Source organism: Tessaracoccus sp. (assembly GCF_016714275.1).
Classification (GTDB): Bacteria; Actinomycetota; Actinomycetes; order Propionibacteriales; family Propionibacteriaceae; genus Arachnia.
On record NZ_JADJNP010000003.1, the window covers coordinates 1 to 13,702 of the forward strand.

At 67.7% G+C, this 13,702-nt stretch carries 11 protein-coding genes, 1 tRNA gene and 3 pseudogenes; 7 read left to right on the forward strand and 8 right to left on the reverse strand.

All coding sequences use genetic code 11. The features are described 5' to 3' along the window. Positions 1 to 3,171 precede the first annotated feature (3,171 nt). From IPJ61_RS22215 to IPJ61_RS13185, 4 genes and pseudogenes are all read right to left on the reverse strand, one after another. Positions 3,172 to 3,369, reverse strand: a pseudogene (locus tag IPJ61_RS22215) (hypothetical protein); the annotation flags it as partial. A gap of 266 nt (positions 3,370 to 3,635) precedes the next feature. Continuing rightward, positions 3,636 to 3,926, reverse strand: a pseudogene (locus IPJ61_RS22220) (pentapeptide repeat-containing protein); the annotation flags it as partial. A 31-nt stretch (positions 3,927 to 3,957) separates the two neighbouring features. After that, complete coding sequence (locus IPJ61_RS13180; protein ID WP_297108231.1) at positions 3,958 to 4,362, reverse strand: BRO-N domain-containing protein; 405 nt, start codon at positions 4,360 to 4,362, stop codon at positions 3,958 to 3,960. Between the two features lie 55 nt (positions 4,363 to 4,417). Then, positions 4,418 to 4,744 carry a helix-turn-helix domain-containing protein gene (locus IPJ61_RS13185; protein ID WP_297108234.1) on the reverse strand — a complete coding sequence of 109 codons (327 nt, stop codon included), beginning with the start codon at positions 4,742 to 4,744 and terminating at the stop codon, positions 4,418 to 4,420. Between the two features lie 191 nt (positions 4,745 to 4,935). On the opposite strand from IPJ61_RS13185, the gene IPJ61_RS13190 reads away from it, so the two are divergent. From IPJ61_RS13190 to IPJ61_RS13215, 7 genes and pseudogenes are all read left to right on the forward strand, one after another. After that, entirely contained in the window at positions 4,936 to 5,517 is a 582-nt protein-coding gene (locus tag IPJ61_RS13190) for a helix-turn-helix domain-containing protein (RefSeq protein ID WP_297108236.1), read from the forward strand. Positions 5,518 to 5,526: 9 nt separating this feature from the next. After that, positions 5,527 to 5,964 (forward strand): hypothetical protein, encoded by a 438-nt coding sequence (locus tag IPJ61_RS13195; RefSeq protein ID WP_297108239.1) that lies wholly within the window; start codon positions 5,527 to 5,529, stop codon positions 5,962 to 5,964. 112 nt (positions 5,965 to 6,076) lie between these two features. Next, positions 6,077 to 6,673, forward strand: coding sequence for a hypothetical protein (locus tag IPJ61_RS13200; protein WP_297108242.1), 597 nt, complete (start codon positions 6,077 to 6,079; stop codon positions 6,671 to 6,673). A gap of 53 nt (positions 6,674 to 6,726) precedes the next feature. Then, on the forward strand, positions 6,727 to 7,284 hold the full coding sequence (locus tag IPJ61_RS13205; protein WP_297108245.1) for a hypothetical protein: 558 nt from the start codon (positions 6,727 to 6,729) through the stop codon (positions 7,282 to 7,284). Positions 7,285 to 7,343: 59 nt separating this feature from the next. Beyond that, positions 7,344 to 7,643, forward strand: a complete 300-nt coding sequence (locus tag IPJ61_RS13210; protein WP_297108248.1) for a hypothetical protein — start codon at positions 7,344 to 7,346, stop codon at positions 7,641 to 7,643. A 718-nt stretch (positions 7,644 to 8,361) separates the two neighbouring features. Continuing rightward, positions 8,362 to 8,763, forward strand: a pseudogene (locus tag IPJ61_RS22225) (tyrosine-type recombinase/integrase); the annotation flags it as partial. A gap of 82 nt (positions 8,764 to 8,845) precedes the next feature. Continuing rightward, a tRNA-Ile gene (locus tag IPJ61_RS13215) sits at positions 8,846 to 8,939 on the forward strand. A 77-nt stretch (positions 8,940 to 9,016) separates the two neighbouring features. Here IPJ61_RS13215 and IPJ61_RS13220 read toward each other — a convergent pair. Genes IPJ61_RS13220 through IPJ61_RS13235 form a run of 4 tightly spaced genes read right to left on the reverse strand, consistent with a single transcriptional unit; the run spans position 9,017 to position 13,459 of the window. Beyond that, positions 9,017 to 10,417 (reverse strand): ABC transporter ATP-binding protein, encoded by a 1,401-nt coding sequence (locus IPJ61_RS13220; RefSeq protein WP_297108251.1) that lies wholly within the window; start codon positions 10,415 to 10,417, stop codon positions 9,017 to 9,019. Next, positions 10,414 to 11,181, reverse strand: coding sequence for an ABC transporter permease (locus IPJ61_RS13225; RefSeq protein WP_297108254.1), 768 nt, complete (start codon positions 11,179 to 11,181; stop codon positions 10,414 to 10,416). Before IPJ61_RS13225 ends, IPJ61_RS13220 begins: the two co-directional genes overlap by 4 nt. Positions 11,182 to 11,186: 5 nt before the next feature. After that, complete coding sequence (locus tag IPJ61_RS13230; RefSeq protein ID WP_297108256.1) at positions 11,187 to 12,134, reverse strand: ABC transporter permease; 948 nt, start codon at positions 12,132 to 12,134, stop codon at positions 11,187 to 11,189. A 2-nt stretch (positions 12,135 to 12,136) separates the two neighbouring features. After that, positions 12,137 to 13,459 (reverse strand): ABC transporter substrate-binding protein, encoded by a 1,323-nt coding sequence (locus IPJ61_RS13235; protein ID WP_297108258.1) that lies wholly within the window; start codon positions 13,457 to 13,459, stop codon positions 12,137 to 12,139. Between the last annotated feature and the right edge of the window lie 243 nt (positions 13,460 to 13,702).

A 13,702-nucleotide genomic window follows, 5' to 3' on the forward strand; every position in this document is an offset into this window, starting at 1 on the left:
GGCGATGGTGAAGTTCGCGACCGCGATACCCGACGGGGCGAACCTCAGCTCGGGTCTGCGGTGAGGGCCGACGACGGTGATGAGGGTGTCGTTCGCCACGGCTCAGCCCTCCCCGAGCTCGGCCCGGCGAAGACACGCGTTGGTGTTTGATCCCGGCGAAGTCGACGACCATACAGAGGCACCCGACCGGCCATTGCTGCCCGCCGCGTACGCCTTCGCCTGCGGCGTGGCCCTCTGATCGGGTTTTCGACCCCGCCGCGCTGCACGGCGGCGACCTCGACGACCTCCCCGGTACGGCGGGTATCGATCACGTCGTCGCCGACGATCGCCCACCGCTGCGTCTTCAGGCGGTCACCGCGGGGGAGGACACGGTCCCGGGTGATCGACTCCGGTAGTGTTCCTCGCACCAGGCCAGCAGCGCGGCCTCGTCGGGGACCTGGATAGAGTCCTTCGTGCGGGTCAGAGTACACGCAGGCCGAAGTCGGTCTCGAGCTGCTTCGATCGGGTCTGGCGGCGGAACGCGTCGGCTTCGGCCTTGGCGTCGTCGAGTGCCGCCTTCAGGCCGTAGGACAGCAGGTAGGCGCGGCGTACACCTCAGCAGGTGTCATCTCGACGGCGGGTTGGGGTGTGTTAAGAGCATGGCTGGGCTCCGCTACCTGGGCGAGGTAGGTTTCGAGGGCCTCCCGGTCGGGGAGGGCTGGTGAGGTGGTAGCAGGGACGCAGTTCCGCTGGTGAGAATCGCTCGCCGAGGTGAGGTCTGGTCGGCCGCCGGGGCGGCGGCGTAGAACAGGCGCTCTTCGCGGGAGGTGATCCCGAGACGGTCGGAGTGCGAGAGGAGGTGCCGCATCCGGTCCCCGTCGGCCACCGAAGCCGCAACGAGCGCGGCAGGCGCGCCCCCCGCAGGCGCGGCGGCGGGTTCCTCGGCGGCGCGGAGGCGAAAGCATTCCGCGGCGCTGCCGCGTAGGTCTCCTCGCCCTTCCTCGACCACTGCGAGAGGCGGCGAAGTCGGTAGCTGAGATCGGCTCGCCGTGGTGGGTCATCCACCAGCTGTCGAGGCGCTCCCATGTCGGCAGACCTTCTCCGCGCGGGCGAGGAGATCGGCAGCTGCCTGTGTATCTCGACTGCGAGCGACGCTGCCCGTCCGGGTGTCCGGTAGCTCCGATCCGGTCACCTTGTCGATCCCGAGGCGCCACACGTCGGGCGCAGTCCGGCCGACGGGAACGGGGTGAGTGTCCGGATCGGTCTGATGGGCAGCGGCGCAGACACCCGTGATGACCAGTCGGTGCGGGACCGCATTTGGATGGTGAGGGTCACGTCGTGGGGCGGCGACGCAGCAGGCCTCGACCTTCCACTCCTTGTCCTTTGTCGGCTGGTCATGCGGTCCGCGGCGGTGACGAGTTCGAAGCGAGCGGTGCAGGGATCACGAGGCCGCGGTGCGCGCACGCGTCCATCAACCTGCACGCCACTTCGCAGCGGCCTTGTTCCACAAGTCGACACCGATCGACACGTCATCAACCAGGGAACGAAAGCCTTACCGACCTTCGCGGCCCTCGGGCCCGCGGCACAATTCCGCGATCGTCTGGGCCTCGTCGGTGAGCATCAGCCACCATCGACATCGAGTCGAGGACGATCGAGCTCGGCTGCGTCTCCTCGGTCTCAACCGCGTTGACCGCTCGGACGGCGCCCAGAATCCCAGTGTAGGGCCGTCAAAAGTAACTCAAACGATGTCGAAGTCGCTGACCAGGCCATGGAGTTCGTCAGGGTCGTCCCTCACGCCACCAGGTGATCCGGTAGGTGCGGCCGACGAGAGGCGACTTCGATGCCTCGGCGGCGGCCAGGACTTCCGGCCTTGTCCATGCCGGCGAGGAGGATCAGCAACCACGCGGGCCGGTTAGTGGGTTTTGCGGGCGCAGCGGTTCGTAGTCCCGCTTCCGTTGAATGCGGACCTGAAGTCGGTGGTGGCGGCCTTCTCCCGGAGCGCCACGCCACGCCCTCGCCAGAGCTGGTGAAGGTGGCCATGATCCAGGTGCCCACGGGTCGCCAACACCGGCGATCGGTTCGCCAGTCATGAGTTGCGCGCGCGCCATCTGCCGTCGGCCTCGCGTGTGCAGTGATGCAGCTGCTCCGGAACGGGCTGAGAGCAGGGACCTGGATGCTGACCTGCACATCGGCGGGGAGGAGAGAGCGACGGCAGATGCGGCTCGAGGATCAAGGCGTGGTAGGTCACCAGCTCCTCAACCTCGACCGGGCAGTGGCCCGATTCGATGAAGCTTGAGGCGGAAGTCCCGCACCAGGTCGCCCGACGGCGTCACGGATCTTGTCAGCCTGCTCGCGCAGGCCTTCAGCGCGGCAGCCCAGGCTGCAGCTCGTCGGTCTCGATCAACTCCGCGACGTCGGGAGCGGTCGCTCCTTGTCGCACTCCACCGCCAGGCGTCGCGGCGAACCAGGTAGCCGGTGCAGGACCCACATGGGAAGACGACGGCGCTCACAGCGTCACCGCCAGCCACACACGATCGCGAACCCGACCATGCCCACGAAGGCTGCGACCCAGCCGAACAACGCCCAGCCGGATCCCAGAACAAGAGGCCCGCTCGAACGCGCGACTGATTCGGGTCAGGAAGGTTGCGGTTCATCGCGTCTTCCCCCTCCGCGACAGCCCCTTGACGTCCTCGACGAGGTGCGAAGGGAAGGATCGGAAGGGGACCGCAGGGGTGCGGCGTCGCAGTGAAGCCGCACCGTGCCGGTACGGGCGTGCGCTTGCAGCTCGTCCCGCGACAGGCCGGTCAGCTTGACGGCCTCGCGGGAGGACGGGACTCGCTCGACCGGCACGGTTGTGAGAGGCCGCATCCGCGGGCGTCGCGATAGCGGTGGTCATTGGTTTATCTCCGATCTTGAGGTGCGCAGATGATGAGCGCGCGGCAGTGATGAGCCAGAGCCCGGGGCCGGTCACGCCTACACTCCGCCGCTTCCAGTTCAGCCTTGACGGCCTCCCGGATGCGCTTCCTCTTCCTGGCCCGCCTGGCGGATAGCGACGGCGGTCGGGTGCAGCGCCTCGTGGGGCTCACACAGCGCGATGGCAGGCGAGCAGGCCCGGGGCGTCGGCCCGGGGCGACCTCGGCACCCCTGGATTCCGGGCCATCCCTCGTCCTGGAGACCGGCTCACGGAGCTGGTCAGGTCTTGTGGTGCGTAGCAGCCGACGGTGACGCCAGCCGTTCTGCGGTGGGGCCGTACAAGGCGTCGCCGGAGGGCAGAACCTGGACGTGGGGCCAGCCGCGGAACCATGCGCGCTCCGAAGTACGCGCCCTTCCCGAGAAGTGCGCGCCCCTGAGGTCCGCGCCCGTGGAGTACGCGCCCGTGAGGTACGCGCCCGTGAGGGTACGCGCCCTGAGATCCCGCGCCCTAGGTACGCGCCCGTGGTACGCGCGCCCGTGGTACGCGCCCGTGAGAGGTACGCGCCCGTGAGGCCGCGCCCCAGGTACGCGCCCGTGGTACGCCCCTGAGGTCCGCGCACGTGAACGCGCCGCGTGGTACGCGCCCCTGAGATCCGCGCCCGTGGTACGCGCCCGTGAGTCCGCGCCCGTAGTACGCGCCCGTGGTACGCGCCCGTGGGCCGCGCGGAGGCCGTGAGGTACGCGCCCGTGAGGTCCGCGCCCGTGAGGTACGCGCCCGTGAGGTCCGCGCCCCTGAGGTACGCGCCCCTGAGGTCCGCGCGCCGGCCCGCTGCGCGGGCCGCCTCGACGATCTCAAGCACCTGTGCTCTCGTCATCAGGTGGAAGTAGGGTTGGCCACGATCCGATGTCCTTTCTAATTGATCTGTCGCCCACACCCGCTGCCGCGGGTGAGGGCATCTTTCATTCGGTCGGGTGAGGCCGGGGCGATGAGCACGATGAAAGGTCGGACCGGGATCTGCGCCACGATGACCCATGCGAGTCCCCAGGCGGCACCGAGTCGCGCACCTACCAGTGGGCGTGCTCGAGCTCACCAGCAGTGATCTCAGGGGTCTGCGGGAGCTGGAACACCGGAGCCGCGGTGGGGGTGGCGTAGGCGCCTGTCCTGCGGATCTGAGGGAGTACCTCGGCGGTGATCCAGCGGCGGAACGTGACGGCCTCGGGCTTGTCCGAGCGGATCACGACCTCGTACATGCCCGCCTCGGACACGATGGTCATCTCCTGCGAGCCGCCAGGGGTGCTCATCAGGTGAGCACCCCTCATGTCATCGGCGATCCCGCATCGCGCGACGCGGCTGGGCTTGGCGAGGTCGAGGACCTTGCAGAGATCGGCGAGGACGAACCAGGGCTCGCCGTTGATCTCGACGACACGGACCTGGTGGTCCTCGAACTGGAACGGGGTGATGGAGTTCATGCTGAGTGTCCTTCCGGGCGGTAGGTGTCGTTGATGAGGCGTCCCGTGTTCATGCTCATGCGGCCCTCCGCTTCGACGGGACGGACGCATGGTCCACGGAGACCTGAGACTTTTCGAGCACGAAGAGGTCGTCTGCGACCGGACCTAGCGCCTCCCGAATGCCGCGCACTGTCGCGGCTGACGCGGTGCGTCGATGACCGTGCACCAGGTGGTTGATGGTGGACACGTTGACCCCGGATGCCTGAGCGAGCTGGTAGCCCGACGTGATGTCTCGCGCGGTCATGGCGGCGTGCAGACGGTCCAGCGAGGACAGGCGGAACCGAGCGCGCGAGTCGGTCACGCTTGCCGACTTCTTTCGGACCCAGGTGGGCTGCTTGTTCATTGATCGAACCTCCTGTGGTACACAGTACACGTGTACCGTGTACCGCGCAAGAGTGCATAGGGTTGTGCACCCTGACGGCGCTCTGATTGGCGGTTGAGTAGGGCTATCGGAGTTCAACCCGTGTAATTTGTGCACATGTCCTACACACTGCCCATTGCACTAGTCGGCGCGCATCGTGCACGGTGGCTGTCGTGAGCGATCTGTCGACCTACCTCGCAAACGCGAAGCTGGACCGCAGCATCGACGACATCGCGGCAGCAGCCCGGCGGGGCGGCCATCCGCTCAGTCGTAGCGTCATCGCGAAGTACCTTCGCGGCGAGCACGGCACCAACCCGCCGGAGTCAACGCTAGCGGCTCTGGCGGTCGGGCTCGGCGTCGACGTTCGGGAACTGCGCCGTCTGGCCGGCAAGCCAGCGGGGGAACTCGGGCCGTACGTCCCGACCGCGGAAGCCGCGTCGCTCACGCAACGTCAGAGGGACGCCCTCGATCAGATGATCAAGGCGTTCGTGAGTGAAGGAGGTAGCAATGATGGTTCGGCACCTGAGGCGAAGAAGAGGCTGCGCGTCGTCGACGGCGCGATGACGCCGAAGCACGAAGCGATGGTCGACGACGGCAACGTGATGGTCGACTGGGCCGCAGCCGACGGCAGCGACCTAACTTCACCCCCGTCCGCACGCGACGGCAGGGGACATGACACAATCAACACAGCCCGCGATCCACAGCAGGACGCGGGCGAAGAATCACAAGACGACGGCGGGATGAACCCCGCGTAGGTGGGGAACATGAAGAGGACCGCGGCTCTGGGGCTGATCGCGCTCGCGGCACTAACCGCATGCGGAGGAGCCGCCACGCCGGCACCGATGGTGGCCGTCACCGTAACGGCGCCCGGCCCTACGGTCACCGCCACGGTGATGGTGCAGCCGCTCCGGGTCGACTCGCTTGACGAACTGAAGGCCGAGCTGGCCGACGTCGGGCTCACCTGCCCAACCTGGGAGGAGCGGCTCGACGAGTACGGCGCGAAGTGCGCCGACCCTCGCGTTATCGCTCACTTCTACCCTGAGGTCGAGGGCAACGACATCGACCTGACCGTCACGATGGGCAGCCTGCTCACCCATGACCCGGGTGTTGCGGTCTACCGGATGCCCTTCAACTGGGTGGTGTCCGTGCCCGAAGGGTTCGCCGACAAGGTGGAGGCTTGGGGTGGGTTCCGTGTCGAGTGAATCCGGCCCCGAGTATGTCGAGCCGACACAACCCGATGAGCCAGCCCAAACGGCGGCCTGGATCGAACCGCCCATCCCACCCGCGCCCCCGGCGAAGACAAGGCCGCGGTGGATGATCCCCGCCATCGCGGCCGTCGCAGGCCTCGCGCTCGGCGCCAGCATCGCCGGCGGGATCGCCGAGAGCACCATCAGCAAGTGGAGCGCGAAGGTCCACACCCTCACAGCCGAACGTGACCACTTCAAGACCTCATTCGCGACCGCCACCGAGCAGCGCGACGCCGCACTGGGCGCTATGGACGAAGCAAAAGACGCCGTGGCCCGGCGAGAGGCGGCCGCCGACACGTGGGAAGCTCAACTCGATGAGCGAGCCGACGGCCTCGACGACCGCGAGGCGGAGCTTGACGAGCGTGCCGACGAGTTGGACGACCAGGAGTCGAGCCTGACCGCGAGAGAGAAGGCCGTCGGGATCGCCGAGAAGAAGGCCGAGGCGAAGTCGATCTACGAGGGCGTGTGGATGGTCGGCGAGGACATCAAGCCCGGCGAGTACCGGCTCCGCGAAGCCTTCACCGGAGACATCTGCTACTGGGAGATCAGCAAGGATGGCCGGATCGTTGACAACGACTTGGTGACCGGCGGTCGCCCGACCGTGACCCTGCGCAAGGGGCAGGAGTTCAAGAACCAGGGCTGCGGGGTCTGGGGCAAGCTCTGACGGCTGGTGCGGTACCTTGAACCGGGCACGTCGCACGTCGGGGAGGAAAGAGGATGGATCAGAATGAGGGGCTTGGACCCGACACACAGGAAGGCGAGGTAGCATCGAGCCATGAGCAGCGAGGCAATCTTGAACGGGTTCCGGAGTATTCGCCTGTTCCCCACGGAGACGGTCCAGGGGCAGATCCGGCAGTCGCACGAGCGGCAAGCGCAGGCTATCCAGCGATTGAGGACCCTCTCCCCGGGATCGACCAACTCGTCACCGTCCAGACCCTCGAAGCGCTAGTCCAGCGCCAGTGGATCGGCCCGATGGCCGATCCCGAAACACTGGCTCGCTACGACCAAGTGGTACCTGGGATGGGGGAGCGCCTGTTGAAGGTCTACGAGTCCCAGACAGTTCAGGTATCAGATCGAGAAGACGCGATCGTCAAGAACCGCCACGAGATCGACAAGAACGGACAGGCTTGGGCGGGCATGCTTGCCCTGGTTTGCGTGCTGGCTGCCATCCCGATGCTGGCGCTCGGCAATATCGCTGGCGGCGCCATCATCCTTGGAATGCCCGTGGTTGTTTTGATCGGATCGTTCATCCCCGCGAAGAAGAAGGACGAGTAACCCCTACCTCTAGGGGTGGGGGCAAGTTTCTGTCGGACCCGCCCGCAATAATCGTCCGCATGTTCGATCCCTGGCAGGTGTTCGCAGCGCTCCCCGGCTGGCAACTCCTCTGGCAACCCGTCCCCACACGCGCCCAAATCTGCTGGTCCCGGCGCACGATCCTTCTCGACCCGCGCCTCCCCGTCCCCGCCCAGCGCGTCGCCCTCACCCACGAACTCGTACACGTCGCCCGTGGCCCCTACCTGCTGCGTGTCCGGCGCCGCGAGGAAGCCGCCGTGCGGCGCGAGACCGCGCTCCTGCTGGTCGACATCGTGCACCTCGCCGACGCGCCGCCGCATGGTCCCGCTGCGCGGTCGTGATCGCCGACCAACTCGACGTCGACGCCGATACCGTCACCGCGCGAGCGGAGGCGCTGACCCTCGACGATCGCGCCTGGATCGATGCCCGCCTCGAATACGTCCACTTCCCCTGAACGGAGACCCCGGCATGGCAATCCAGGATCTGTGGCGCGGCCGGGATGGTGCGCCGACCCGCCGCAGCGGAACGGGGAAGCGGTGGCGCGTAGTCGTCGAGGGCCACCCCACCAAGGCCTTCGAGATCAAGGCCGACGCAAAGGAGTGGGAGCGGAAGCTGCTCGCGCAGGCACCCTCGAGGCCGAGGCCGGCGGTGCCGCTCGACGGCCTGATCGACGAGTACCTCGCGGGGAAGCAGCACCTCAGCCGAGACTCGATCAACGCTCTCCGCGCGGGCGCCGGCCACGTCCGGGCTCGCTTCGGCGACACGATGGCCGGCGACATCGACCACCAAGACGTGCAGGTCTGGGCCTCCAACCTGCAGGCCGAGCACGGTCCGCGGCAGCCGGACGGCACCCGGGGGCTCCGCCCGGCCGCCGCGGCGACGAAGGCCAAGGCCGTGCAGGTGCTGCGCTGCTCTCTCGACATCGCGGTCAAGCGCGGGCACCTGGACAGCAACCCCGCCCGCGGCGTCGATGTCGGGAAGCCCGCGAAAGACGACCCGCAGTTCCTCACGATCAAGAAGCTGCGCCGGCTCGCCGTGGCGGCCGGGGAGTACCGCGCGATGATCTGGCTGCTCGGGACCTGCGGGCCGCGGATCAGCGAGGCCGTCGCCGCGAACGTCGGCGACGTGGATCGGAAGCGGCGACGGCTGCGGATCCCTAAGTCGAAGAACGGAGAGGCCCGCGACGTGCCGATCCTCCCCGCCGTCCTCAAGCTCCTGGATCTCGACCGCGACCGGACGGAGCCGCTCTTCGTGTCCCCACGCGGAGCCCGGCTGAATGCGGACAACTGGCGGGCGCGCGTGTTCACGAAGGCCGTCAAGGCGGCGAGGCTTCCGAAGATGGACGTCCACGATCTGCGGCACACCGCAGCCTCTTTGATGATCGCCTCGGGAGCTACCGTTAAGGATGTCCAGTACGCGCTGGGGCACAAGTCCGCGAAGGTCACACTCGACCTCTACGGGCACAGGTTCGCGGCGCATCTCGGCGGGGCTCGCGAAAGGGGGGTCGAAGAGTGGGGGGGAGGTTGTAGACGCAGACTCGATCGGGCTCGCCTAGGTTCGTACCGAGATGGCTTTGGACTAGGGATGACGCTGCCCTGATAAGGCAGAGGTCACTGGTTCAAGTCCAGTTAGGCCCACCGGCATAAAACCCTTAGTCAACGCCAGTTGGCCGGGGGTTTCGTCGTTTCAGGAGTGTCTGGTCTGCCTGGCGCGCTCACGGGGCTGGCAAAGCGAATGGCGGGCGAACTTCGACCAGTGCTCCGTCCACGATGCGGAGGGTCCGATCTGCCCAGTGCGTGAGTGTTTCGTCATGCGTTGCGAGGAGCACGGTGAGCCCGTTGTTGCATGCCTCGTCGATCAGGCCGATGATCGAAGTTGTTGTGGCGGCGTCGAGGGCTGAGGTTGGTTCGTCCGCGAGCAGTAGTGCCGGACCGACTGCGAGGGCTCTTGCGAGCGAGACGCGTTGTCGTTGTCCGCCGGAGATTGCGGATGGACGTCTCCGGTGGGTCTCAGGGTCGAGACCGAGCCTCGCGAGCGTGTGGTCGGTAACCTCCGCGGCAGTTGCCCGCGACTGCCCGCGCAGAAGTTGGAGGGGGCGCCGAACCGCGGTGCGGACTCGATGTGCCGGGTTAAGTTCTTGGTACGGGTTCTGGCCGACAACCTGGACGGCTGCGCGTGTCTCGGTATCGCGTTCCCGCACCGTTCGGAGGGGGATACCGTTGAGTCGCAGTTCCCCACTCTCTGGGTGGTGCAGGCCGGCGATCGTGCGCAGCATTGTGGTTTTCCCGCTCCCTGACGGGCCAAGGATCACGACTCGCTCACCTGCGTGAATCTCCAGCGCTTCGACGCGCAGCACCGGTGTGGCTCCTTTGGGTTGTGCCAGGACGAGGTTGTTGATCTCGAGGAGCACCCGTCTGGGCCTATCGGGCGTCCGGCTCGTGTGCGGACGGATCGGGGTCGGATGAACGGGGTCGAGTGAGACGACGTCGTCGGCGAGGACGGAGAGTCTGTCGTCGTGGGTGACGATGAGCACTGCTGTGCCGGCCGCGCGCGCCGCCGCCAGCTGGGTGTGCACGGCTGCTGCCGCGTCTGTATCGAGTCCCCGAGTGGGCTCATCGAGTATGAGCAACCGCGGCTGCGGCAGGAGGGCGCGGCATAGCGCGACTCGCTGTGCTTGCCCGCCGGAGAGCTGGCCGGGTTTGCGGCTTGCGTACGTCTCGTCGAGTCCGAGCTGCGCGAGCAACTCCGTCGCGTGGCGGCGGGCCTCTGGAGTATCTCTCATGTGTTCGACGGCGAGGGAGAGGACGCTGTGGTGAGGGTGCAGGCTTGCGCCTGATTCTTGAGCGCAGACGCCCACTTCGCGATGGCGCCAGCGTCTGGCTTTGGTGCCGGTGGGTATGGGCTGACCTGTCCAGGTCACGGTTCCTCGGATACGGCGCAGGCCTGGTGGTAATGCCCCGAGCACGGCCGACAGCAGCGTTGACTTTCCGCTTCCCGATGGGCCACGCACCGCGACGATAGTGCCGGGCCTGACCTGAAGCGTTGCGCTGTCCAGCACACGGAGGCCGTCTTCGCTCGCGATCGTCAGGTCGCGCACGTCGAGACCGGGACTCATCGACGTTCCCGGGCGGTGATGCCGGCCGAGGCGAGCGCGATGCCACAGGCGAGCACGGTGAGCGCGATGGCCGGCGCGACGACGGCCCCGGGGTTGAGCACCGCGCCGGGAAGGTCTTCGCGCAGCATGAGCGCCCAGTCGGGCGCGGGTGGTCGTGCCCCGAAGCCGAGCACCCCGAGCGCAGAGGCGAGCTGCAGGGCGACGACGAACCGCATCCCGATATCGGCTGTGACGATCCCGGAGAGCGCCGGCAGGATCTCGCGCCCGAGGATGGCGGTCGTGGTCTCGCCGCGAGCGACAGCGACCTCGACGAACGCGGCATCCTTGATCTGGCGGGTGCTTTCGCGGATGAGCCGGGCGGTGAGTGGCGCACCGATCAACACCGAACCGACGACCACGGCGACCGGGCCGGGAAGAGCAAGTGCCAGCACGAGTGCGGCGAGCAGGACGGGGAACGCCAGCAGTACATCGGCGACTGCCCGCGTGGCGCGGTCGAAGAGACCGCCGCACCAGCCGGCCAACATACCGAGGGCGGTGCCCAGCACCGACGTCGCCAGCCCACCGGCCAACGCTGTGAGGGAGAGCATGGTTCCGCCGTGCAGCGTTCGTGAGAGCACATCCCGACCGAGCGAGTCGGTGCCAAGCAGTGCTGTCGCCGACGGCGTGTCCCATGGCTGCCCGACCACGGCGTTGATCGGATACGGCGCAAGGATCCCGCCGGCCATCGCCAGGAAGAGCATGACCGCGGCTAGTGCGATCCGCACGATCGTCACGATGCGCCCCGTTCTCTTCGGTAGGCCGTGATATCGCCGAGAAGGTCGGCAACCAAGAGTCCTGCGAGCACCGCGATCGCGCCGAGCATCGCGATGGCCTGCACGACGGCGACATCTCGGGTGGCGACGCCGGTCACCAGCATCTCGCCCAGACCAGAGATCCCGAACACGGCTTCGACCAGTGCCGTCCCCGCGATGAGGGAACCGCCGACGACCGCGGACACCTGCACGATCGGCGCAGCGAGCGGCCTCGCCAGATAGCGCATCGCGACTGTGACTCTGGGCACTCCGCGCAGGCGGGCATCGCGAACGTGAGGGGAGGTGATCGCGTCGACGGCTGCTCCGCGGATCAACACCGCTGCGAATGCTGCTGAAGGCAGAGCCAAAGTCGCCACGGGCAACACCAGCCGATCCGGTTGAGCGAGCGGGGGCACGCCTGGGGCGAGGAAGGACACGGCCGGGAACCAGCCGAGCACACCTGCAAACAAGGCGATGAGCCCTACCGCGACAACGACCTGCGGGATCGCGACTGCTGCAGTGAGGCCGACACCGGCCGTGCGGCGTCCTCGTGCAGCCGCCCGAGCTGCGGGAACAGTCGCGGCAGCGGCCAGCGGGATGGCGATGAGAACCGCGAGGCCGGCGAGGGTCGCCGTGATTGGTAGGCGCTGCGCGATCATCTCGCTCACCGGACGCCCGGAAACTGCCGAGGCGCCGAGATCTCCGTGCAGAGCGCCGGCCGCCCAGGCGAACCAGCGCACGATCGCCAGGCGGTCGAGCCCCTGTTCGGCGCGGATCCGCTCGATGTCCTCTGGCGTCGCGTAGCTGCCCGCCCGGATCTCGGCCGCGTCGCCGGGCATCAGCTCGACCGCCAGCCCGACGAACGCGCACACCGCAACCAGTGCCACCGCGGCGCGCACGAGACGGGCGGACAGCCTGCGGATCACCGCTAAGACGTCTTCGACAACTGATCGAGATACAGCCGCGAGAACCCAGGACCAGTCGGAGCCCCCGTCACCCCTTCGGCAGCGAGGTCGACTCCGTCGCCGAAGCCCCAGACCACATACCCGCCGTCGAGCTGTACCTCCCGCTGCAGCTCACCGAACATCTTTGCGCGCTCAGCGTCGTCGGCCGTGGCGAGGGCCTCAGCGAACGTCGCATCCCACTCGGGGAAGGTCCACGCGGTCTCGTTCGCAGGCGACGGCGAGATGAGCGCGATGCGGGCGAGATCCGAGAACGGGATGCCGCCGTAGTAGCCGATGTAGAACGGGGCGCTTCCCCACACCTGGGTGAAGTAGGTGTCCGCCGGTTCAAGCGACACCTCGACACGGACCCCCGCCTCAGCGAGCTGTTCGGCCGCGAGTGTGGCGGTGGTGTCCATCCCCGGATACATGGCGGTGCTCTGCAGTTTCACATCGAACCCATCGGGATAGCCGGCTTCGGCCAGGAGCGCGCGGGCGCGCTCCACGTCGCGGGTGCGCTGCTCGATCACCGGGCCGGCGTTCGGGGAGAGCACGTCGTCGCCGACGCTGCCCAGGCCGAGGAACACGGTGTCAACGAGTGCCTGGCGGTCGATCGCCAGCTTGATCGCTTCGCGTACCTTCGGGTTGTCGAACGGGGCGGTGTCCAACCTCATGACGAGCGGATATAGCGTGACACCCGGGCGCCGCACTACCTGAGCATCACCGGACTGTTCCGCCGCGCGCGCGGCAGCAGGGCTCACATTGCCCGCGAAGTCCGCTTCACCGGAGGTCACCGCAGCCGCCCTGGCCTGCAGATCGGGAACCGCCCGCAGCTCGATCGTCTCCGCCGGCGGCTTGGGCCCCCACCAATCGTCGTTGCGCTTCAACGTGGTGGTCTGAGCATCCGAATCGGTGACGACGAACGGGCCAGAACCGGGAACCGGAGACGTGAAGTCATCCGAGCCCTCCGGAACCACCATCGACACCGCCTCGAGCGCCTGCGCCAATCCCGCGTTCGGGCTGTGCAGCACGATCCGCAGAGTGTGGTCGTCCGGCGCGGACGACGCAGCACCGTCCACCTCGGCGAGACGCCCGAAGTTCTCTGCGCCCATCTGCCCGATCCGCTGCAACGAGTACAGGGCGTCGGCGGCGCGCACGGGCCTGCCATCGCTGAAGGTCACGCCCTCGCGGATCCTGATGGTCCACGTCTGCAGGTCAGGATCCGGCTCCCACGATTCGGCAAGCGCCGGCTCCGTACCGCCCTTCCCGTCCGGCCGTGTCAGGGCGTCGTAGACCAGAGCCGCGCGCACGGCGTCCGATTCGTTCGCGAACGAGGAATGCGGATCGAGTGAGCTCGCCGTCGGCGAGCCCGCGACGACAATACGCAGCGGGTCGCCACCAGAGCTCTGGCCGGGCTCAGAACCGGCACCAGGAGCCGAACAGGCCGCGAGCGTCACTGCGACGACGGCGACGACGGGCCAAGCCCTCCAACGGCGACCTGGCGCACGGGATGTTCTCAGGAGTGTCCTTCGAATCTAGGTTAACATGAGAGT

Bases quoted from the DNA above. Each gene is read 5' to 3' on its own strand.
- IPJ61_RS13180 (WP_297108231.1), bottom strand. From the start codon at position 4,362: ATGAACTCCATCACCCCGTTCCAGTTCGAGGACCACCAGGTCCGTGTC.
- IPJ61_RS13220 (WP_297108251.1), bottom strand. From the start codon at position 10,417: ATGAGTCCCGGTCTCGACGTGCGCGACCTGACGATCGCGAGCGAAGAC.
- IPJ61_RS13200 (WP_297108242.1), top strand. From the start codon at position 6,077: ATGATCCCCGCCATCGCGGCCGTCGCAGGCCTCGCGCTCGGCGCCAGC.
- IPJ61_RS13210 (WP_297108248.1), top strand. From the start codon at position 7,344: ATGTTCGATCCCTGGCAGGTGTTCGCAGCGCTCCCCGGCTGGCAACTC.
- IPJ61_RS13205 (WP_297108245.1), top strand. From the start codon at position 6,727: ATGGATCAGAATGAGGGGCTTGGACCCGACACACAGGAAGGCGAGGTA.
- IPJ61_RS13195 (WP_297108239.1), top strand. From the start codon at position 5,527: ATGAAGAGGACCGCGGCTCTGGGGCTGATCGCGCTCGCGGCACTAACC.
- IPJ61_RS13185 (WP_297108234.1), bottom strand. From the start codon at position 4,744: ATGAACAAGCAGCCCACCTGGGTCCGAAAGAAGTCGGCAAGCGTGACC.